Raw genomic sequence first — 21,348 nt, 5'->3', positions numbered from 1 at the left:
GTGATGACGACTTCCGGCCGTTGGCAGGACGACGTGCTGCGTGAGCTGACCGCGGGCTCGGCCGACGAGGCGCGCGAGCAGCCTGCGCCCGGTGCCGCCCGGCCGCCCTTGCCCGTGCGCGATCCGGACGACGAGCGTCCCAACCCGGGTCGGCCGTCCCGCGAACACCACACCACGGGGCAGGTCTCGCGCGGTGACGAGGAGCGGTCCGCTCCGCAGACCCCGGCTCAAGCATCCCCGCGCCCCGCGCCCGAGGTTCCGCCGGCGCCGTCGGCCCAGGCCCATCCCGGTACCGGGTCCCCCGCTCCCGGCGTCGAGGCAGTCCCGCAGACCCCAGCGACGCCACCGAACGCCTCCCCCGCCGTACGGCCGCCCCGCCAGGCCCGGCTGCCCATGGCGACGCCCGAGCCCGTGCCGACGCTCGACCCGCGCCTCGCTATAGCGCTCGGTTCGCCCCAGCACGGCGATTCGCTGGTCCGGCGTTCGGGCCGGTCGCTGCGCAAGCTGACCTCGTCGGCTGCGCAGGAGGTCGCCGTGGAGAGTCGGCTGGGCAGCATGGTGCAGCAGCCGGTGACCACGGGCCGGGTGATCGCTGTGACGTCGATCCGCGGTGGCGTGGGCAAGACCACGACCGCCGCGCTGCTGTCGCGGGCGTTCAGCCACTACCGGCACGACCCCGTGCTCGCTCTGGAGGCGGACGCCGCCCTGGGCACGCTGCCGGTGCGCATGGGCGCTCAGTCCGTACGCTGGTCGTGCGTCGAGCTGTCCCGGATCCTCACTCCTTCGATGCAACTGACCGATATCACTGGCTACTTGGTGCCGGTAGCGGACGGCGGCTGGCTGCTGCCCGCCAGTCAGGGGCGGGTGGGCGCCCCGCTGGACGTTGCGACCTACCGCACCGTGACGCTCGCGCTGCGTCGTTACTTCGCCGTCACGGTCGTGGACTGCGAGACGTTGCCCGGTGAGGTGGCCAGAACCGCGATGGACACCGCGCACGCGCGTGTGGTCGTCGCCCCGCTCACCGCCGAAGGGGTGGGCGGTACCCGGATCGTCCTGGACTGGCTCGGTGGGCTGCCGCATGCCGCGCTCGCCTCCACCGTCGTGGCCCTCACCTCGAACACTCCCGACGCGAACCTCGACCTGAAGGCCGCCACGGCCCACCTGCGGGAAACCGGAGTCACCCTCGTGCATCTGCCCTACGACCGGCACCTGGCCGGTGGCGGACCGATTATGTCCGACCGGCTCGGCGAGGCCACCCGACGAGCGGCCACCCAGCTCGCCGCCGAGGCACTGCAGAGGGCGGTGCGGGTGCGTTGACACAGCAACAGGTCCATCGTCCCGCCCGCTCGACGCGTCCGCTGCTCCCGCCGGCGGCCCGTACGATCGAGCCTCCGCCGAACCTGCCGGAGGGCAAGACCGGCAGCCCGGCAACCGCGCTGTTGCCGATGGCCGGCGTCATGAGTTCGGTCGTGATGATGACGGTGATCCGCTCCAGCCAGTTCGCGGGCCTGGGCGCTGTCGTGCTCGTCATCGCGCTGCTTGGCGCGGTCGCCCTGTTCCTGTCACAGCGCGGCAAGGCCCAGCGGCAGCGGCGCGTTCAGCGTGAGCGGTACCTGGAGTACCTGGAGGAACTGCGGGCTGAGTTGGGCGAAGCCGAGCGCGAGCGCCGCCGCGTGGCCCGGGTTCTCCACCCCGCGCCCACGGCCCTGTATGACGTCCTGCGTGATCCCGCGCGGCTGTGGGAGCGGCGCCGCACGGACACGGACTTCCTTCACGTGCGCGTCGGTGTCGGCGACGTGCCCGTGCAGGAGCTGACCATCGGCCAGCAGGCTGTCGGAGGCGTACTCACCCCGCCCGACCCGTTCATGCTGAACGAGGCACGCGCCCTGCGGGCCCGCTTCAGCACGGTGTCGGACCACCCGCTGACCGTGCCGCTGGACCGAGCCGGCAACGTCAGCATCGTCGGCGACCGCGCGGGCGTCCTGTGCGTCGCCCGGTCCCTGCTCGTGCAGGCCGCCGTGACCCACGCCCCGGACGACGTCGCCATAGCGCTCGCCGCCCCCGGGGACCGTATCGAGGAGTGGGAGTGGACCAAGTGGCTCCCGCACGTCCTCGACCCGCAGCAGCAGGACGGGGCCGTCGCCGCCCGGCGCATCGCTCCCGGTCCGGTCCAGCTGGCGCAGGTGATCGGCACGGATCTGGGGCGGCGCGCCTCGTATGCGGCCGAAGTGCGCCGCGGGCTGTCCGACAAGAAGGCGCTCGCCCTGACCGAGCGGCTGCTGGTCCTCAGCGACGCGTACGGGGAAAACGCCGTAGAGCTACCGCGCCCGGACGCCGCCGTCGCCCTGGACGACATGGGGGTCACGGTCCTGCACCTGCTCGCCGAACAGGTCCACGAACCCGATCACGTCTCCGTACGGATCACCGTCGACGGCGACGAGGTCACGGTGGAGGATCTGCGCGGAGAGCAGGACGTACGGACGGACGGGGTCGTCGACCGCACAGGGCTCCCCGAGGCCGAGGGCCTCGCCCGGGCTCTCGCGCCGCTGCGGCTGTCCGCCGAGTCCGCCGCAGAGGGCACGCCCGTCTCCGGCCCCGTCGACTTCCCGCAGCTGCTCGGCATCGACGACATGGCCGGGCTCGATCCGGTCCGGCAGTGGGCGCCGCGCGGAGAGCGGGACTTTCTGCGGGTGCCGATCGGCCTGGACGACCGGCACCAGCCGGTGCTGCTCGACCTGAAGGAGTCTGCCGAACTCGGCATGGGCCCGCACGGGTTGTGCGTCGGCGCAACCGGATCCGGCAAGAGCGAACTGCTGCGCACCCTCGTGCTCGCGCTGGTGACGACGCACGGGCCGGACGATCTGGCGATGGTCCTCGTGGACTACAAGGGCGGTGCCACGTTCGCCCCGTTCGCCGGCCTGCCGCACGTGGCGGGCGTGATCACGAACCTGGAGAACCAGGCCGGCCTCGTCGAGCGCGTGCACACCTCCCTGGCCGGTGAGATCAAGCGCCGTCAGCAGGTCCTCAAGGACGCGGGCAACATCGCCGACATCGGGCACTACCGCACCTTGCGCGCCACGGCCCGGCCCGACCTCGAGCCGCTGCCACATCTTTTCGTCGTCATCGACGAATTCGGTGAACTCCTCACCGCGAAACCGGACTTCATCGACCTGTTCCTGTCGATCGGCCGCATCGGCCGCTCCATCGGTGTGCATCTGCTGCTGTCCAGTCAGCGCATCGAAGGCGGCAAGCTCAAAGGGCTGGAGACGTATCTGTCGTACCGGCTGGGTCTGCGTACCTTCTCCGCGGACGAGTCGCGTACGGTCCTGGAGACCACCGACGCCTTCCACCTGCCGCCCCTGCCCGGCTTCGGCTACCTGAAGGTCGACACCTCCACCTACACCCGCTTCAAGGCCGGCTTCGTCTCCGGTGCCTACCGCGGCCCCGTCGTACACGACAGCGCAACCGACGCCGAGCCGCTCGCCTGGCCGTACCCGGCGTTCAACGCACCAGCACAGATACCCACGACGGCGGATGACACCCCGGCGCCGCGTGAGCGCGCGACCGGGCCGACGGTCCTGGGCGTCGCGGTCAGCCGACTCACCGACATCGCCGAACCTGTGCGCCGTATCTGGCTGCCGCCGCTGCCCGAAGCCGTCACCCTCGACACGGCCGCCGGCCCGGTACAGGCATCCGCCGACGGCCTCCGGCTCACCAACCCCGACGGCCCGATGCGGGTGCCGCTGGGCGTCCTCGACGATCCCGCCCGGCAGTGGCAGGGCCCATGGGTACATGACCTGAACACCGCGGGCGGGCACACGGCCGTCATCGGCGGCCCGGCCTCCGGCAAGACGACCCTGCTGCGCACCCTGGCACTCTCCATCGCCCTCACCCACACCCCGCGCGACGCCGCCGTGTATGGCCTGGACCTGGCCGGCGGCGGACTGAGTGCCCTCGCGGACCTGCCGCACGTCGGCGGCATCGCGACCCGCGCCGACCACGAACGCGCGTCCCGCACTGTCGCCGAGGTGCGCGCCATGCTCGAAGAGCGCGAGGACATCTTCCGCGAACGGGGCATCGACTCGGTCGAGCAGCTGCGGGCCTTGCGCGGACGAGGTGAACTTCCCCAGCTCGGCTCCACCGACATCGTCCTGCTCATCGACGGATTCGGCGCCCTGCGTGACGAGTTCGCCCACCTGGACGACGATGTGGCCGACCTGCTCAAGCGCGGCAGCGGCTACGGCATCCATGTCGTGGCGGCCATGCTGCGCTGGAACGACGTGCGCATCGCCACCCAGTCGCTGTTCGGCAGCCGCATCGAACTGCGCCTGAACGACGCCGCCGACTCCGCAGTCGACCGCAAGCTCTCCGAGACCCTCTCGGCGGACACGCCCGGCCGGGCCCTGACAGACGGCAAACTGTTCGCCCAGACCGCGCTCCCTCGCATCGACGCGCACGCCACGACGGACGGCCTCGGCCCGGCCCTGGAGCAGGCAGCGGCCACGCTGCGCGCCGCCTGGCACGGTGAGACCGCCGCACCCGTGCGGGTGCTGCCGACCAGGCTGCCCGCGCATCGCCTGCCCGCCACCGTGGCGGAGCCGCGTGCGATCCCGATCGGTGTCGACCAGGAGACTCTCTCCGCGACCGTCCTGGACCTGTTCGGCGCCGACCAGCACCTGCTGGTCCTCGGCGACAACGAATGCGGCAAGACGAACCTGCTCAGGCTCGTCTCCCGCTCCCTCATCGACCGCTACGACAAGGACGAGCTGGTCTTCGGTGTGTTCGACCCGCGGCGCGGCCTGCGGGGAGTGATCCCGGAGCCGTACCGCGGTGGCTACGCGCACAACGCCGCCCTCTCCCAGGCGCTTGCCACCGGCATTGTCACCGAGCTGGCAAAACGCCTGCCGGAGGCCCCCGACCCCGATGCCCTGACCGATGAGCCGTCGTTCACCGGGCCGCGGATCGTGATCCTCGTCGACGACTACGACATCCTCACCGCGGCCGGGCAGCAGCCCCTCTCCCCGTTCCTGCCGTACATCTCCTCGGCCAGGGACATCGGCCTGCACTTCGTCGTCGCCCGCCGGGTCGCCGGAGCCTCGCGGGGCCTGTACGAGCCGTTCCTGACGGCACTGCGCGAAACCGGGGCCACGGCACTGGTGATGACGGGCGATCGCACCGAAGGTCAGTTCTTCCCCGGTCTGTACGCCTCCGCCCAGCCGCCCGGCCGCGGCACGCTGGTCCGCCGCGGCCGCCGCCACCAGCTGATCCAGACCGCTCTCGCACCCGAAACCGAGCCAACACAGGCCCCTACATGAGCAGTTGATCGGTTCGCCGTGCCTTTGGCTAGAAGTGTGTGGCTGCTGCGACAAGCGATCTGATAGGGATGAATGTCCTGTTGTCAGTGGCGCGTGCGATGCTGAGCAGCGCTGATGGAACGTATCTGCAGGTGACACAGCGGGGGTTGACGTGACGGGGTGGGACATCAGTCCCAGCGGGGTGGAGTCCATTCTGTCGTTGGTGGGGCTTGCGGCCGACGACCTGAGCAAGGACATCAAGGGCTACGGTACGAGCGTCCAGGACGCGGCGCAGTCCGCGGGCACGATCAGCGGCCCGTACTGCGGTGGTCCGCCGGTGGGGCCGGTGGGTGCTGCGGTCGCGAACTTCGTGTCCGATACCGAGGACTCGGTCAAGTTCATGGCGGCCCGTATCAAGAAGACGATGGACGGGACGGTCAAGGCGACCAGTGCCTACATCGATGGTGACCTGGCGATGGCCGCCCGGGCCCAGCGTGAGGCGGCCAAGGCGCCCACCCCGGCCGAGCTTCAGGCCGTGGGCGAGAAGACGAAGCACCACGGGGGCGGGGCATAGTGGACATGATCGAGCCGGGTGGGATACCCCAGTACACCGGCGACTTCGGCACCTTGTCCAAAGCAGTCACCGCGCTGCGCAAACACGCGATCGGCATCCGCAACGCCGGCCAGGACGTCCACTCACGCTTCCAGGCGACGGCCGCGTTCTACAAGGCGCCGGAAGCGGACCAGCTCCTCTCCTCCACCCAGCCGGTGATGGACACGGCGGACGAATTCGCCGGCCACATCGAGTCCCTCGCCGACGCCCTGGACACGTTCGTCGGCGAAGCGAAGCCGTACGCGGACCGCTTGAAGCATCTGAAAGAGAAGGCGATCGCCTTCGTCGACAGCGTCGAAGGCGACGACGGCTGGACCAAGGACCAGCATAAGGTCGACGAGCACAACGCCCTCATGCACGGCGTGGCGGAAGCCGTCGTGGGCTTTCAGAAGGCGGAGCACAACGCAGCGGTCAAGATCGGCGCCATCAGCCCGGCGCTCTGCCGTCCCGTCGGCGACGAGGGCGGCACGTACGGCATCAGCGTCGACAAGCTCGAGTCCATGCCCGACCTGCCGTGGGGCTCACCCGTTGCCCGTACCTACGACCGCTGGAGCATGGACTGGTGGGGCCACGGCATCAAGAGCTGGGCCTGGGACGGCATCGTCAAGGACAGCCTCTGGGGCGGCTTCGTCGGCCTGGGCACCTTCGAGGACAACATCCTGGGCATCAACGGCTCCGACGCACAGCACCAGACCTGGGACGGCCTCAAACGCACCGTCGTCGGCGCCTACGCCTACGGCATGGACGCGGTCGGCGAGGGCGACCACCTCTCGGACTGGCAGCGCGACAGCAAGGCGTACGCCAAGGAGTTCGGCAAGCAGTTCATCGCCTACGACGAGTGGCACAAGGACCCGGCTCGGGCCCACGCCGTCACCAGCTTCAACATCCTCACCGTATTCGCGGGCGGTGGTGGGGCGCTCGCCAGGCTGGGCAAGACAGGCAGATTCGTGGAAGCCGCCGGCACGGTCGCAAAGATCGGAGACGCCCTGGATCCAGTCTCCGGCGCCGCGAGGGCGGCGAGAGCCCTGTCTGATCTGCCGAAGGTCTCCGAGGTACTGACCAACGTCAGCGAACACCTACGGCTGCCGAAGACGAGGTTCCCCGACGGCGCCCTGGACGACCTCAGCAACCGCTACAGGGTCGACAAGGACGGCAACTTCATCGCCCTCAAACCGGACGGCACGCCCGACACCAGCCCGGTCACGCACGAGCCTGCCGCGGCTGACCGCGTGTCTCCCGCTGGGCCAGGTGATCGAGAACCTGTTGGCGTCGGAGGCCGCGCGCCCGAAGCCACCTCCCACGCGAGTGGCCACGGAGCCCTGCCCGGGTCGTCCCATGGCGCCGCTCACGCAGGAGGCGAAGCCGGACACGGCGCACCCACCGCCTCCCACCAGCCCGGCCACGCGGGTCACAGCGGTTCGGGGACAGGAACGGCACCCACCACTCACCACGGTGCGAGCGGCGGCGGTCATGGGTCCGGCCACGGGTCCGGGGGCCACGGCGGTTACCACGGTCCCGCTGGCTCTGGAACGGGGCACGGCGGCGGTGGAGGTCTCCACCACGGTCAGCACGGACCGCAGCCGCCCGCCCCCCAGCCGAGCGGTCACATCCCCGAGCACACCTTCGAGCACGTGCTCAAGGGAGAGCTGAAGTACGGCAAGGACGGCCAGCCCAGGGTCGTCGGATACCATTTTCGTCCAGGCGGTCGTGATCCCCGCGGCATAAAGGTCCCGAAGATCCTGAAGATTGATCACAAAACGGGGCTGACGCAGGGCAACGTGTGGATGCGTGATCCGCGTACCGGCACCTGGGTGATGAAGCGGGCCAAGACGACCTTCTTCCCGCCGACGTGGACGGAGCACGAGGTTCGGCGGGCGATGGTCAAGGCGTTCGAGAACAGCCAGGTGGTCGATCCCGAACTTCACATGTGGCGAGGCGAATACAAGGGGATCACCTTTGAAGGCTATTTCGACCCCGTCACGGGTGACGCGAAGACCGTCTACCCGATCATGCCTTAGCAAGCAGCAGAAGGAGATCAGTAAGTGATCCGCACTCAGTACTATGCCCAGGACGAATTCGGGGCACCGCGCTTCGACGGTCCTGCGGAGCTCAAGGTTCTAGGGCACTGGGTGACCTCCGACATCCAGCTCTCCCCGCTTGCCATTCTGGAAGCGATCGACCTGGTGAGGCTGGCGCAGTCAGACCCCGGATTCACCCCGGAAGACCTGGATGGAAACGCCCACACCGCCACCATCAGCCCCCAGGGCGTCGCGATCGAAAACCACTTCTTGGAGCACGTTCAGGGTGAATTCCCGCTGGACAAGGCATTGGCGGTCCTGATCGACTTCTGGGACTACTACCTCCTGGTGCACCCCGAAGATGTCGTGTCCTACTGGAACGAGTACGTAAAAGAGAACGGGCGGGACCCGCTCGCGGGGCTTCGAGACGTCACGGTGTGATTCACCCTCCAAAGGATCCTGGGGACGCCTTCGGCAACCCCAGGTATCAGGAGTGTGTGCCCGGGCTCATAGCGTTGATGAATGATCCGGCCGCCCCGGACTGATCGGCGCCGCCAATGTTCGAGGAAGTGGTATGTGCACTATGACGACGGTCGGCCCCGATCTGGCAGACAAGCTCCGATCGCCGAGAACACCGCCCGTCACTTGATCGAGGCAGCACCCGCGGTCCGGCAGGGCCACGCTTCAGAAAGCAGCACATGCCCCAGGACGTCATCGCCCTCACCCCGCAGATGCCGGACATCAAGACTCTGCTGGCCGCACTGCACGCCGGCGGCCCGGACCTCCGCGTGAACCGGGCAGGTGGAGGAGCCGTCGCCCAGTTGTGCACGGACGCCGGAAAGCTCCTGGTCTCCGTGGAGGCCCCCCGCTACCTGCAAGTGCCGAACGAGACGGAGCGGCTGCTGGGACCTGGCGTTCAAACAGAGGGACCGGTGTGGTGGACCGAGGTGCGGGCGTCCACCGCCATCGCAGAAGCCAGGCTGCTCGCCGGCTCGGTCGCAGGACGGCTGACAACGCTGCTCGGCGGCACCACATGGCCGCCTGAAGCCGCCCATACCGACGTCGTGACCGTCCCCACCACGGGTGAGGTGACGGTTCCGCCCGCTGATGTGGACGTACTGACCGATGCGGATGTGCTGACTGACAAGAGCGTCATCGTCATCTACGACCGCCCGGTCGTTGCCGCCACGACATGGCTGACCGAGGCGGTGCGAACGGTGGCTCAGAGCCGACGGGAGCTGTATCTCGTCACGTCCCCCAATACCCGGCTGAGCCTGCCCACCCGCACCGTGCTGGAGCGCATGCCCGCACGCTGGGTCGTACGCCACCCCGAGAACGGCTACTACGACGGCCTCTCCGGAGCCGTACTGCGCTGGCACGACGGACGTTTCACCCCGGCGACTGACAACGGCCTCCAGATCGCGGACGCCTTCCAACCCCCGCTTGGCAAGGGCGGTGAACGGCAGTTGCTGCTGTCCATCCGCACCATCCATCCCGCCCAGGAGCACCTGATACTCGGTGGCGCTCTGGAGGACGCCTGGCAGACCCTCACCGGACTGCCGCCGGCCGGATGGGCCACCGCCGAGCCCGTCAACGTCCCTTGGTCGCCAGGGCAACTGACCGACCTGGCCCGCAGCCGCGCCCGACAAGCCCAGCCCACCTGGGCTGTCGCCGTAGGCACCGCCGACCGCCCTGCGATCGCCACCTTGCGCATCGCTCACACGCAAGAGGGCGTAGAGGAGCACATCACCCTGGCTCTCGGCTACGCCGCCGACGACCGAGCACCGATCGAGCTGCTGCCCCAGCTCGCCGAATCCCTTGCGGCCAGGCACAACCTCGCCACCATGATCAGTGAACTCCGCGCGGCGCGCGCAGACCTGACCACTCCGGCCCACTACGAACCGCCGTCGATCCCGGTCGCTCTCACTCTCGGCCCGGACGCCGTGGCCGACCTCGGCATCAGCCATGCCCGCAACGCTCTGCCGGACTGCATCCCGACCCAACTCGGCCCGGCCGGTCGCCCCGCCCTGCACTACCCGCTCGGCGACGGCACCGACCCCGCCGCCTGGCAACGCCTGCGACACATCAACGAACATCTGAAAGGCGGGAGCGGGCCAGATGCCCGACCGTCCTAACAGTCGCCGCCGCATCGCCCCCAGCAGCGGCCCGCCTCGGCTGCGTGCGATATGAGCTGCGAGCCACGAGGGCGTGACGGCGCGCGACCGAACTGAAGGGTCGCCGGTCGCCGGCCCGGACCCGCTTTTGCTGGCATGGACTTTGCGACGGTTGGATGAGGACGAGCCGGTCGTCGCCGTACCTGCGCCGCCTTGGTGCAGCTGCCCCCCCATGCACGCCACCTGACTACGGCAGGCAGCTCAATCGAGTGCTCCAACGCGTAAAACCTGACGCCAGGCACCGGGCCTTGTAGAGTCTTAAGAAACAAGTTGTGCTTCAAGTTGTGCTTCAACTTGAAGCACAACCGACGTGTGTGGGGCCGCGCCCGGCAAGGCGCGACCCCACGGTGGCTCATCCGTTAGGACGGGCCGACTGGCCGCCCTAACGGCCAGTTTGGTGTATCCGTGGCTCAGCTACAGGTTGTGCTGGTTGTTCCACCAGGAGCTGATGGCAGCGCCAATGACGCGGCCGAGCAGCCCCAACAGGAACGCCTGTACAGCCTTGGCTGAGCCCTTTTCTCTGCGGCGTTTCCCGACGCTCATGCACATCCCTCCGGAGCATCCGTTCGTGCAGCACATCGCTGCGGACTTTGACGCTGATGCCCTGAGTGGTGCGGCGACCGTTGGTTCACATCGCTACGTCGAAGATACGGCCTGGCAATGATCAACTCGGCGGCGATCAACAAAAGTTCAGCCCGTTAGGGGAAGAAAATCTGACCAGCCAGGCGTGTCCAGCCGCGTCTAGGCGGCCGGCGAGATGGAGTCCTGACGACATTGGCTCCGTGTGTTAGTCACCGAACAGGCTGTCCTGGACGTACCGGACCACACTCGACTTCGGGCGGAACAGGCCCAGCAGCATGAAGGTCTTGGGGTGGGCCGCGATGTTGCCGACGAAGAAGTGGACGGCGCGGTCGAGAGTGAACATCGACTCGTACCAGCGTTCCCGCAGCTTGTCCTGCAGGGCGTGTTCGCCGTACTTGCGCAGGAACTTGCGGTACGACGCGCCGGCCTCCCAGTCCTTCAGCGCCATGTCGTGCGTGGGGCAGTCGTCGTCCGCGCAGCGGAACTTGTAGCGGAATTCTAGAGGTACCCATTCAAGCCGGGCCAGGTCCTGTTCGAAGAGGTCGAGTTGGTCGGCCAGCGCGGCCTTGGACTCAGGCCAGGGCTCTGCCGCTGTCAGCCGGAAGCTGACCTCCGTGGGCCGGAACACGCCGAGTGAGGTCCCGTGCTCCTCCTGGTCCCCCTTGATCGCGCACAGGGACGGCGAGACGAGCGGCTCGACGTACTTGTACCGCTGCTTCCAGTCGCCGTCCGCCGGCACCTCGCCCACGATCTTGAGGGTGTCGAGGTCTGGCCGCAGGCTCTCGGGCCGCGAATCCCGCCTACCGTGCGGCTCGACGTCTACCTCGATGATCGAGTACTTGGAGAACTGGGCCCCCTCCGCGAGGAGCCGAAACGGCACCGGGAAGAGTCGTACGTGCTGTGGTGTGCCTTGGTCCAGCCGTATGCCTGCCACGCAGCTGGTCTCGCGGTACTTGTTGGACAGCTCCGGATACGTCTTGACCGTGATCATGATCGTCGCGCGCTGCCGATTCCCCGATCCCATGGTTGCCCCCTCCACAGATCTCCCCGATCCGATTGGAGGAGAGGCATGCGCCACTGGCAAGGGCGCGTGCAGGGGCGAGGGGTGAAGTCAGGCCAGGGGGATCACGGGCACAGCGGCCCGCTCGCGGACCGTCTCCAGGACGACCTGCCGGTGGCAGCGGGTCTCGTCCTTCTCGAAGCACAGCACCGCGACCCGGGACTGCTGGGCGTGCTCTGCCAGACGGTCGAGATCGGCCTGTGCCTCCTCGGACCGCAGCACATCACGGAAGCGGGCCCGGCCCACGTCCAGGCGGCCGTCCCAGAACGGCGCCCGGTTCTCCTTGGGATTCCCCAGGCCACGCAGGTGGGTGTACTCGATGCCGGCCTCGCCCAGCGCCTCCCCGAGGCGGGTCTTACTGAAGCCCTTCTTGCGGCTGATCGGCGTCAGCCGGACGTCCGCCACCACATCGATACGGCTGTCGAGGAGCGAGGCGACGAACGAGTCGATGTCCCGCCCTTCGTAACCGGCGGACCACAGGCCGGGCGTGACGTGGGTCTCCCGGAACAGATCATCCAGGGAGACCTCAAGAGCCTCTGCGACCGCGCCGACGGTGAAGAAGCCTGGCTGGATCGTTCCCTCGCCCTCCAGGCGGGCCAGCGTCCTGGTGTTGATGCAGGCTTCCTTGGCGAGCCGCTCCCGCGACCACCCACAGGCTTCCCGCAGAGCCCGCACTCGCTGGGCGAGCGCGCGAGCGTGGTCGTGAGGACGCGCTGAGTGATGGCCTGCCATGTGTCGTGATCCTAATGGCGGTTGAGGCGGGCGGGCATGGTGTTCCCGGCCAGTCGCCGGGCCGGATTCGCGAACGCGCAGGTCCGAGTGCCCTCAGCTGCCGCACCCCATGCGGCCTCACCGGGCACCCTCTGGGAGAAGCCGACCAAGATCTTCTCCCAGATTTCTCCCAAACGATCTCCAGAAACCCGTCAGGGGCCCGACCCGCTAAGCGGATCAGGCCCCTGACCTGGTACTACGGCGTCGGGGTGGCGGGATTTGAACCCACGACCTCTTCGTCCCGAATTAGGCCCTGGAAGATCGCCGACCGGGGGGCCATCCCAAAAGTCCAGGTCAGAGTGTCGGGGTGCGTCGGGCTCCGTCGGCACTCCTCGGCTCCGACTTCAAGATCATCTCCAGGATTTCTCCATGGAACCAGTAGACCCCCTGGCGAGTCCGCTCAGTACCTAGGTGATCTGGCCCGCGGCGCGCTAAGGGAAGTCAGTGTCGGACCCATCCGGTAGCGCAAGCGGGGGGTTTCGGGGTGGCGAACCTGGCGAGCAGCTCCCGAACAACTTGGCGTCTGTGCCTGTCCAGTTGGAGGGCCAGAGTCGACTCCAGTGTCAGTGCCGTGATCTACGGTGTCACGCATGGCAGCTTCTGAGATCACTCGTGCAGGCATCTTGCAGGCGATTGCGGAGCACGACCGGATCGGCCCGGAGGTGTTCCGGGACGTCTACGGCTACCGTGCCGCGGTTACCTATCTCCTGGAGCATGAGGGGAACCTGTACGACTCGAAGGCGATAGCCGGCGTTGCTCACCGGTACGACTTCGGGACAGCGCTCAAGCCGTCACAGTTCAGCGGTGGCCTCAAGCACGCGGTGGCATGGCTGAAGCGGGAGGGCTTCACCGTGGTGGAGCCCCCCAAGACCTTTCACCGGCGCGTGGGAGACGTCCGGCCAGCTCGACGTGCGAAGGGGCCAGCCCTGCACCGTCCCGTTCTCCTGCTGTGGGCAATCGGCCAGGCTTTGGCCGGAGCACCCCGCATGCAGACATGGGCGGCCACGCGTGACGCTGTTGCACCTCTGCTGGTGAAATACGGGCAGGTGAAAGACGGTGTGGACGGGGCCCGTTACCCGTTCTGGGTGCTCGTTCACGATGAGCTGTGGACCATCGAGCAGGGGCAGGAACTCACCCCGACCAGTCGGGGGCGGCGACCCACCTTGGAGTCCCTGAACGAGGTCAATCCTCTTGGCGGTCTGCGCGAGGATGACTACAACCTGCTCGGCTCGCACCCGACTGCTGCGGCATCCGCGGCTGCGGGGCTGATCCTGCGCTACTTCCATCCCCTTCCAGCGGGCTTGTTGGAAGACTTCGGCCTTCACGAGTTGCTCGCCGGCCGATGGCCGGATGCTCTGCGCCCTCTGCTTGGGGAAACGTTCAAGGATCGGGACGCCATTTGGCGGGCCTACGGCGGTGAGAAGATGGGAGGGATCGGCTGCCTTGCCGACGGCATCCTGAGTGTCTTCTCTGACGACAAGGGACCTTACGCCGACGGGCGTATCCCGGACACCAACTGGATCGCCTACGTGGGCGATGGTCTATCTGGCGACCAGAAGCTCACTGCCGGCAACGAGCTCATGGCCGAACATCAGGCAGCCGGACGCCCGCTGCGCTACTGGCACAAGCCGTTCCAGGGACAGTTCAGCTTCGAAACGTGGGTCGTGATCGTGCAACGCCGACTGCGGTGGGGTGTGGGAGAGGACAAACTGCCCCGTCGCGAGTTCCTTTGGGTGTTGGCGCCTGTTCCCTCCCCGGAGCGGGAGACCTGGCCCGCCGAAGTACTCGAAGCGCTGGACGTGGATACAGGGGAGCTCCACGACGACACTGGGGACTACCGTCCCAGCGACCTCGACCTGGAAGCCGCCGGGGTCGAGGAGAGCGACGAAGATGCGTATCGGCGTCTGGCGCAGAAGGCCGAGGCGAACGCCGAGCGGCGCGGCGGATTGAAGAAGCCAACACTGGCCGACAAGTACGTCCGCGACCCCAGTGCGCGAGCTGCCGTGATCAGGCGCTGCCGCGGAAGGTGCGAAAACCCTCAATGCGCAGGCCATCCCACCGAGCTGACCACAGCGGGCCTGCCAATCTTGCAGGTCGACCATGTCAAAGACCTCGCCAAGGATGGGCCCGATGTCCCTTGGAACATGATCGCCTTGTGCCCCAACTGCCACGCCCTCAAGACCTACGGCGAAAACAAGGAGAAGCTCCGGCGCCTGCTGATCGCTACAGCACGACGCCTCCATGAGGCGATGCTCGATTGACTCACGCGTGCCGCCCCCTACTCGTGGAGTAGGCGCCGGCACGTCGCAGGAACGGCTTTCAAGACTGGCCCCTAGCTACATCCAACCCCGCTCTGACCAGCGTATTCGCGGCGAAACGTCACCGCATCTGCCCCACTGGCCCACTCAGGGCTTACCCGGCCCCAGAAAACACCGACCTGTGGTCGGCTGCCATGAAGCAGGACTCTCGTCCAAGCCACCACATCTCGCACCCATCTCGGCAGCTCTGGCGTGCTCACACCGTCCGAGAAGCCGGCAGCGTCAACGTGGGACTCATGTCTGACGGCGGCGGCTTACCGACTCCCTGGACCGGCTGCTGGCGCCAAAGGCGGTGCTCATCCCTTGTTGAGCGAAGCGTGCATAGAGACGGGGGCCGTTGCAGTGCAGCAACGGGCCTGACGCGATCTAGGCATCGAGGGCTGTAGATGGGTAATCTCCAGATCACAGCGCAGGGGGAGGGGGCTCTCAACTGCGGTTGAGGGCGGGCAGAGGGGGCGACTGTCGCATGTCGGTGAGGTATGAACTCGTCAGTGAAGTGACCGTCAACGGGCATACGTACGAGTGCTATGACGTACATGCCGACGATGAGCTGGTTGACGAAGTGGCGCGTCTGGTCTGCGAACTGTACGTCGACCCGGAGTCACTTGTGTCCTCGTTGCGTGCGGCCTCTGCGGACCTTGAACTAGTCGCTTCAGAAGGCGAGTTATCCACACTTGTGGAAGAAGTCGCATCCTCGGTTATTCCGCAGATGAATATGCAAGCGAAAACGCTGCACCTGCAGACGCCGCGCAATGAGGTTGCCGAAATCCTCGCCTACGACGCCTTGCGTAGCATCCACAAGGTCATTATCCCGGCCTCTCGGATCAGAGAAAAGGAAGTCTCAGGGCAGCCTACTCGTGGAATCGACATCTTCGCCCTGGTGATGCACCCCGAGGTTCGTGCCGTCATTTCTGAGGTAAAGGCATCTTCTGACGCCGCTAGCCCCCCGGGGGTCGTCGGCGTGGGGGATGATAGCATGCACGCTCAGACCAAGAAGCGCCTTAAAGATCGCAAGACTCTCATTGCGGAGCTTAATTGGGCGCATAAACATACCAGCAGCGAAATGCGCATCGATGTCGCGAAGGCGCTAATCCTATTGTCTAGGGCCAACGCGGAACCGCCAGTCGCTGCACCTGTTCTAGTGAGACCAATGGAGCGCTACAAGGAGACCGACTTCGGGTGTTTTAAGGAAGCGCCCGAGGAATACAGTCCTGCGCAGGTGCGTTTCTTGGTTCTGCGCATTCCCGGAACTCTCGAAGACTTCGCTGACCGTGTCTATGCGCGCGCGAGGGAAGTCGCATGAATCTGTCACAGGTCGCCGAGTTGCTGCAGTCGACAGGGGCTGATGCGGCGTCGCGGGCGTCACAAGTCTCGTACCTGCTGGGCACCCTGGCGCCTTCACACACTCTAGATCTCACCGAGGATATCTCCGACTTCGATCTAGATACTCTGGCTGGCACCCTGGAGACACTTGCCGCCACTGTGGACGATGACGAAGGCAGTTCAATCCTTTTCGAGCATGCCTTCTTGTGCCGGCGACCTTCTACACCGCAAGAGCCCGGAGAGAAGCTGCGCCACCTCGTGTTGCTCTCGGCCGATGGGATTCTTTCCAACAGGCGTCCGGAAGTGATGTTGGCTCTAAGGAAGACAGGTATTCCTGAGCGCGATGAGCTGATCGATGAAGCCACCCCCTTTGATGATTCGGTAGAACTAGACGTATATCGCGCTTTCCTATTGTTGGCGAGGAGGGGCCAGGACTGGGACGACCTGGACGCTTCGAGGACGGCAATCCTTCAGCTGAGAGAGCATCACCAGAGGGAGCAGGAGCGGTATCTCCGAAGCAATCAGGACACTGCCTCTGCAGGTGTCAGATTAATTGCTAGGTTCAATCTTGCCAAGATCGTCGAAATCGCCTCCAGTTACACAGTCGGCGGAAATCCAGTAGACGCCGAAGTGCAGATTGATCGGCATGAGAGAAACCTCGAAGACCTTTTCAAGATTCGCGCCGACTATGCTTTCGAAGAAATTGCTGTCCTTGTGGTTAGGGCTTGCCGTGCGATCGTAGCGTCCAGCATTTGGAAGAACACGCGCTTGCTCGGGCAGGACTTTCGCGACTTTGTCTCTGCACTGGCTTCGCGCGACAAAAGCCCCACACTCGAACTCTGGCCCAGTCAAAGAAGCGCGATCGATCAGCACCTTCTAGATCCTGCGAGGCGCGCAGTAGTTGTTGAGATGCCAACCTCCGCAGGGAAAACTCTTCTTGCTGAGTTCAGCATTGTTCAAGCCCACGCTCTAAACCGTCGGTCGACCGTGGCATACATCGTTCCCACGCGTGCACTTGTCAACCAAATAACGCAACGACTCAGGCGAGACTTTCAACCCCTAGGGTTTGTGGTTGAGGCAGCTGCGCCTGTATTCGAGCTGGATCCCACTGAGGACCAGCTCTTGCAACAGAAGATTGACATTCTTGTTTGCACGCCCGAAAAGCTCGATCTGCTTGTTAAAGCAAGTCATGTAGCCGTTCGCAATCTCTCTCTAGTAGTCGTCGATGAGGCCCACAACCTGGCTGACGGCGATCGAGGTGTGCGCATGGAGTTGCTGCTTGGGACTCTCAAGCGAGAGCGCCCCGAAACACGCTTCCTTATGCTGACACCGTTCGTGCCTAACGCAGCAGAACTTGGACGCTGGTTGGGCGATGGCGCTGACGCCACGATCTCGGTCAACTGGCGCCCGAGCGAGAGAGTTGTGACCTGTGCTCATTGGCGAAAGATTCGTCGGGGACCGCATGTTCTTAGCCTCACGACAATGGAAAGCGCCGACAATGTGGATGTGCCTGCGGGCCATACAGTTGAGCTACTAAGGACCGACGATGCTGTAAGCCATCAATCGAAGTCTGTGACGACTTCCTATGCAACTGTGGAGTTGGCCAGCAGGGGATCTGTCTTGGTTCTCGCTCGTGGCCGTGGCACTGCGGAGACCCGGGCGGCCAATATCGCTGACTTGCGTGAACCAAGAAACCTCACGCCGTTCGCGCAAGCTGTGGTCAACTATATTGATCTGGAGTATGGCCAAGATAATCCACTCTCAAAGCAGGTAGGGAGAGGCGTTGCCTACCACCATGCGGGCATGTCACATGATCTTCGATTCCTGATTGAGTCTTTGATCGAACGTGGGGATGTTGATGTGGTGTGCGGCACTACCACGCTCGCCCAAGGGCTAAATTTCCCGATTAGCAGCGTAGTTCTGGAGACGATTAGTCGATCGCAGGGATACGGTAAGCCAACCAGGCCCCTAAGTTACTCTGAGTTCTGGAACATTGCGGGTCGAGCGGGTCGCGCAATGCAGGATTCGCTCGGCCTCGTAGTGTTTCCGGCTCAATCAGAGGCTGAGAAATCCGAGGTCCGAAACTTTCTCCAAAATCAAGCGGTTGATATTTGCAGTTACCTGATGCAGGCAACCGCTGAGCTGTCAAACGTAGTGGATCGTTTCGACTTGAGCTTTGTCCGACAAAACTCGGCACTGGCCGTCTTCCTGCAGTACCTGGCACACGCTGCGCGAGTGGCTGGAGCTGAAGAGTCGACACGTGATATTGAAGAACTTTTGCGTTCTAGTCTTGTCTACCACCAGACTAGAGAAAATGATCGCCAACTCGCCGATCAGCTAATCTCTATCGCTCGTAATTTTATGGCAGGTCTGGAGGATGTGGACAGAGGGTTCCTCGCCTTGGCTGATGGGACGGGATTCAGTCTGCCGTCAGCAAGGTTTGCATTTGCGCAATCCATTGATCATCCTCAATTCAGGTCGGAAAGCTTCTGGGATGCCGATAACCTATTCGGCTCCAATGCCTCAAATCTCACCGATGTGATTGAGGTAATTTCCGGTATTCCAGAATTGAACCTTGGCTTGTCCGATGAGGCGTCGGCTCCATTCAATGCCAGTACAGTTGCTGGAATCACAATCGACTGGGTGAACGGAAAGTCTCTCTCCGACATTGGAGAGAGATGGTTCCGGTTTGGAGACCATGACACTCCATTGAAGCGCCTGAAAGAAGCAAGCCGCTACGTTCACGGAAAATTGGTCGCACAGGTGCCATGGGGCATGGGCGCCCTGCAGAAGCTCACTTCGACGGGCCGGCAGGACCGCGAATCTGTGACGACGAATGCGGGGGCAATGGTGTTCTACGGAGTGCCGTCCACCGGAGCTGTCGCCATGCGTATGGGGGGCGTACCTCGCGCGGCCGCAACCGCGCTGGGTGCACGATGGAGCGCTGGCAGTGGCGGTCGGGAGAACTTCGCTGAGCTGAGGCAATGGATCGCTGCTCGATCTACAGAGGAGTGGGCCTCGTCCCTCCCCGCAAACACGCGCCTCAGCGGTGAGCAGTGCAAGATGCTCTGGAGTGCCCTTGTGGGCGAGCAAAACCAGACGCAGTGACGGGAAGATCAGGCCGATCCCTCCACGGACGCGAAGCGGGCGGATAGATCACGATGGGTCGTGTGGTGGCCACGGCACCAGCCCTGTTGGTCGGCGGGGAGGTCAGACCGTTGATGGGGCGGCGTGCCCGCCGGGCAGTAGGGCGCGAGCACTGGATCTGTTAGGCCGCGTGCCCCCTTCCGCGGCTGCAGGATTAGCCGCGGAAGGGAGCCGGGCCACTTAGGCGGCAGAGGGGAGCCTGGCCGGTTCCGGCGTCCGGTCTTCGAATCCGTGATCTGCCAGCCGCGCCGGTCGTTGCGCGAGCCACCCGGAAACCCGTGGCCCACCGTTGACCGCCGTACCTTCCCGGACCGTACGAACGTGCGTGAAGCCCTGCCGGAGGTAGTAGCGCTGGAGCGCGTCATTCGTTGTCCACGCGTCCAGCCGCACCCATCGGGCCCCCGCACGCTGTGCTCTGTCACCCGCCCAATCGAGCAGTCGGCCGCCAAGGTTCTGCCCGGCGTACTCGCGAGCGACAGTGAGCTTGTTGACGAACATCGACGGTTCGGCCAGTTCGGCGTCAGTCCAAAGGCCATCCTCGGCGTCCGGGGTGAGCGTGATGGTGCCGGCAGTTGTGTGGCCGTCGCGAAGCATGAAGACGGTGCTGGTTTCGATCGTGGCGAGCAGTTTGTCAGCGGGGTACGGCCGACTCCACTGGTCCGAGCCAAGTTCACGTAGCCAAGCTGCAGCCTCCTCACGGAATTCCAGCAGCTTGGCTACGTCATGGGGCTCAGCAAGACTGATGATCACGTGTTCTCGTTCCGCGCGACAAGATCGCCGATCTCGTAGTTCATCCGGTTCAAGTCGCCCCGGAAAGTAGTGATGGTGCACCGGATCGGACGGTCTACCGAGTAGCCCGTCCGCGTCCAGAGCATCACCGGTACGCCTGCTCCGATCTCCAGCAACCGCGCCTCCTCCGGGGTCGGCATCCGCGCGGCGATTTCGTCGAAGTACCCAATCTGCTCAATGCCTTGAGCTGCTAGGTACCGCGTCGTTCCCTCTTCGATGTCTCCTGGCTCAGCCAGTCGCGGCGACACGTCGACCAGCCACGACGGATAGTAGGTCGCTTGGGTGGACCATGGGACGTCGTCCACATAGCGATGACAAAACCGCAATACGCTCTTCGTACCGGGCTCGACCTTCAGGCGCTCAGCGATCTCCCGCGGCGCCGGCAGCATCTCGACACGGAAGGTCTGATGCGGCCGTCGCCCGGCGTTGGTCACGTCCGTGTTGTAGGCATCACCGTTCTGCGGGAAGGTCAGGTTCTCAAAGCGGGACGCGTTGAGTTCGAACACCTCGTGCGACTTGACCTCGTAGCCGAGTCCCTGACTGGACGAGATGAGACCCTCGCTGACCAGCAGGCTTAGGCCGTTCCGGACGGTGTTCCGCGACGCGTCGAACCGCTGCTGTAGGTCGTTCTCAGAGGGCAGCCGGGCGCCGGGCGCGTAGGTGCCGTTGACGATCTCGCGGCGCAGGACGTCCGCGACTTGTCGGTACTTCGGCTGCTTGCTCATGCCCTCATCATGACGCACTCGCGCAACTTGTTGGTACATGCAGGCCCAATCCTCTTGACGAGTCACTGTCCGTGGGTGCAGCATCACCACATCAGCTTGTACCAACAAGCTGAGCAAGCGGTGCAACACCATTGAGTGTGCCCGCTTGCACTGACAGCGTCCGGAGGAAAGCCCGCAGGGGTGAGTACGAGGGCAGCGCCAGTTGTTTGAGAACTCAACAGCGTGCGGACCCAGCCACCTGCACACGGGTGGTCGATGGGTCTTGAGGAAATCCCGCCTCGCCTCTGCAAGTGGGCGGGCGCGTACGGGTTCTGGCCCGTACGCGGTACGGCGCAACACGACCTTTCCGCAGCTCATCCGCTGCGGCCGGTTGCCTCCGCTGCTCGTCTCGTACGAGCAGCGTTGAGGGGAGCCGGATGTTCCGACTTCAACGGCGCGGGGGGGGGGGGGGGGCGGCCCCGGCCCGCGGCTGCGGGGCGGGGGGCGCCCCCCGGGGGCGTACAACCCCCGCCACCCAGCACAACCGCAGGCTCG

At 65.4% G+C, this 21,348-nt stretch carries 13 protein-coding genes; 9 read left to right on the top strand and 4 right to left on the bottom strand.

Features of this window, described 5'->3' with window-relative positions; genetic code table 11:
- Positions 1-3 precede the first annotated feature (3 nt).
- The 6 genes from ACFW2E_RS05435 (at position 4) to ACFW2E_RS05410 (ending at position 10,060) form a co-directional block, all read left to right on the top strand.
- The gene (locus ACFW2E_RS05435) at positions 4-1,317 is read left to right on the top strand and encodes a type VII secretion protein (RefSeq protein ID WP_384461755.1); all 1,314 of its coding nucleotides are present in this window, start codon (positions 4-6) and stop codon (positions 1,315-1,317) included.
- Entirely contained in the window at positions 1,314-5,315 is a 4,002-nt protein-coding gene (eccCa, locus tag ACFW2E_RS05430) for a type VII secretion protein EccCa (RefSeq protein WP_384461752.1), read from the top strand. The genes ACFW2E_RS05435 and eccCa overlap by 4 nt, the downstream gene beginning before the upstream one ends.
- A gap of 151 nt (positions 5,316-5,466) precedes the next feature.
- Positions 5,467-5,868 carry a DUF6507 family protein gene (locus tag ACFW2E_RS05425; RefSeq protein ID WP_384461749.1) on the top strand — a complete coding sequence of 134 codons (402 nt, stop codon included), beginning with the start codon at positions 5,467-5,469 and terminating at the stop codon, positions 5,866-5,868.
- A gap of 5 nt (positions 5,869-5,873) precedes the next feature.
- A complete protein-coding gene (locus ACFW2E_RS05420; protein WP_384461746.1) occupies positions 5,874-7,925 on the top strand; it encodes an EndoU domain-containing protein in 2,052 nt (683 codons plus the stop codon).
- A gap of 24 nt (positions 7,926-7,949) precedes the next feature.
- Positions 7,950-8,366, top strand: coding sequence for a hypothetical protein (locus tag ACFW2E_RS05415; protein WP_384461743.1), 417 nt, complete (start codon positions 7,950-7,952; stop codon positions 8,364-8,366).
- Positions 8,367-8,623: 257 nt separating this feature from the next.
- Positions 8,624-10,060, top strand: coding sequence for a DUF6177 family protein (locus ACFW2E_RS05410; protein ID WP_384461740.1), 1,437 nt, complete (start codon positions 8,624-8,626; stop codon positions 10,058-10,060).
- Positions 10,061-10,886: 826 nt separating this feature from the next.
- Here ACFW2E_RS05410 and ACFW2E_RS05405 read toward each other — a convergent pair.
- On the bottom strand, positions 10,887-11,672 hold the full coding sequence (locus tag ACFW2E_RS05405) for a hypothetical protein (protein WP_384461805.1): 786 nt from the start codon (positions 11,670-11,672) through the stop codon (positions 10,887-10,889).
- A 120-nt stretch (positions 11,673-11,792) separates the two neighbouring features.
- Complete coding sequence (locus ACFW2E_RS05400) at positions 11,793-12,473, bottom strand: DUF488 family protein (RefSeq protein ID WP_384461737.1); 681 nt, start codon at positions 12,471-12,473, stop codon at positions 11,793-11,795.
- A 629-nt stretch (positions 12,474-13,102) separates the two neighbouring features.
- Here ACFW2E_RS05400 and ACFW2E_RS05395 point away from each other — a divergent pair.
- The 3 genes from ACFW2E_RS05395 (at position 13,103) to ACFW2E_RS05385 (ending at position 19,261) form a co-directional block, all read left to right on the top strand.
- Positions 13,103-14,773 carry an HNH endonuclease gene (locus ACFW2E_RS05395; RefSeq protein ID WP_384461734.1) on the top strand — a complete coding sequence of 557 codons (1,671 nt, stop codon included), beginning with the start codon at positions 13,103-13,105 and terminating at the stop codon, positions 14,771-14,773.
- 523 nt (positions 14,774-15,296) lie between these two features.
- On the top strand, positions 15,297-16,133 hold the full coding sequence (locus ACFW2E_RS05390; RefSeq protein ID WP_384461731.1) for a hypothetical protein: 837 nt from the start codon (positions 15,297-15,299) through the stop codon (positions 16,131-16,133).
- On the top strand, positions 16,130-19,261 hold the full coding sequence (locus ACFW2E_RS05385; RefSeq protein ID WP_384461729.1) for a DEAD/DEAH box helicase: 3,132 nt from the start codon (positions 16,130-16,132) through the stop codon (positions 19,259-19,261). Before ACFW2E_RS05390 ends, ACFW2E_RS05385 begins: the two co-directional genes overlap by 4 nt.
- Before the next feature lie 219 nt (positions 19,262-19,480).
- Here the strand turns inward: ACFW2E_RS05385 and ACFW2E_RS05380 are convergent, their stop codons facing one another.
- Positions 19,481-20,050: a GNAT family N-acetyltransferase gene (locus ACFW2E_RS05380; protein ID WP_384461726.1), complete on the bottom strand. Its 570-nt coding sequence runs from the start codon at positions 20,048-20,050 to the stop codon at positions 19,481-19,483.
- Entirely contained in the window at positions 20,047-20,814 is a 768-nt protein-coding gene (locus ACFW2E_RS05375) for a GntR family transcriptional regulator (RefSeq protein ID WP_384461722.1), read from the bottom strand. The genes ACFW2E_RS05380 and ACFW2E_RS05375 overlap by 4 nt, the downstream gene beginning before the upstream one ends.
- Positions 20,815-21,348: the final 534 nt, after the last annotated feature.

This window comes from Streptomyces sp. NPDC058964 (genome assembly GCF_042741275.1).
Classification (GTDB): domain Bacteria; phylum Actinomycetota; class Actinomycetes; order Streptomycetales; family Streptomycetaceae; genus Streptomyces.
Note: the sequence above shows the minus strand (reverse complement) of the source record. Positions and strands in the feature narration are given on the sequence as shown.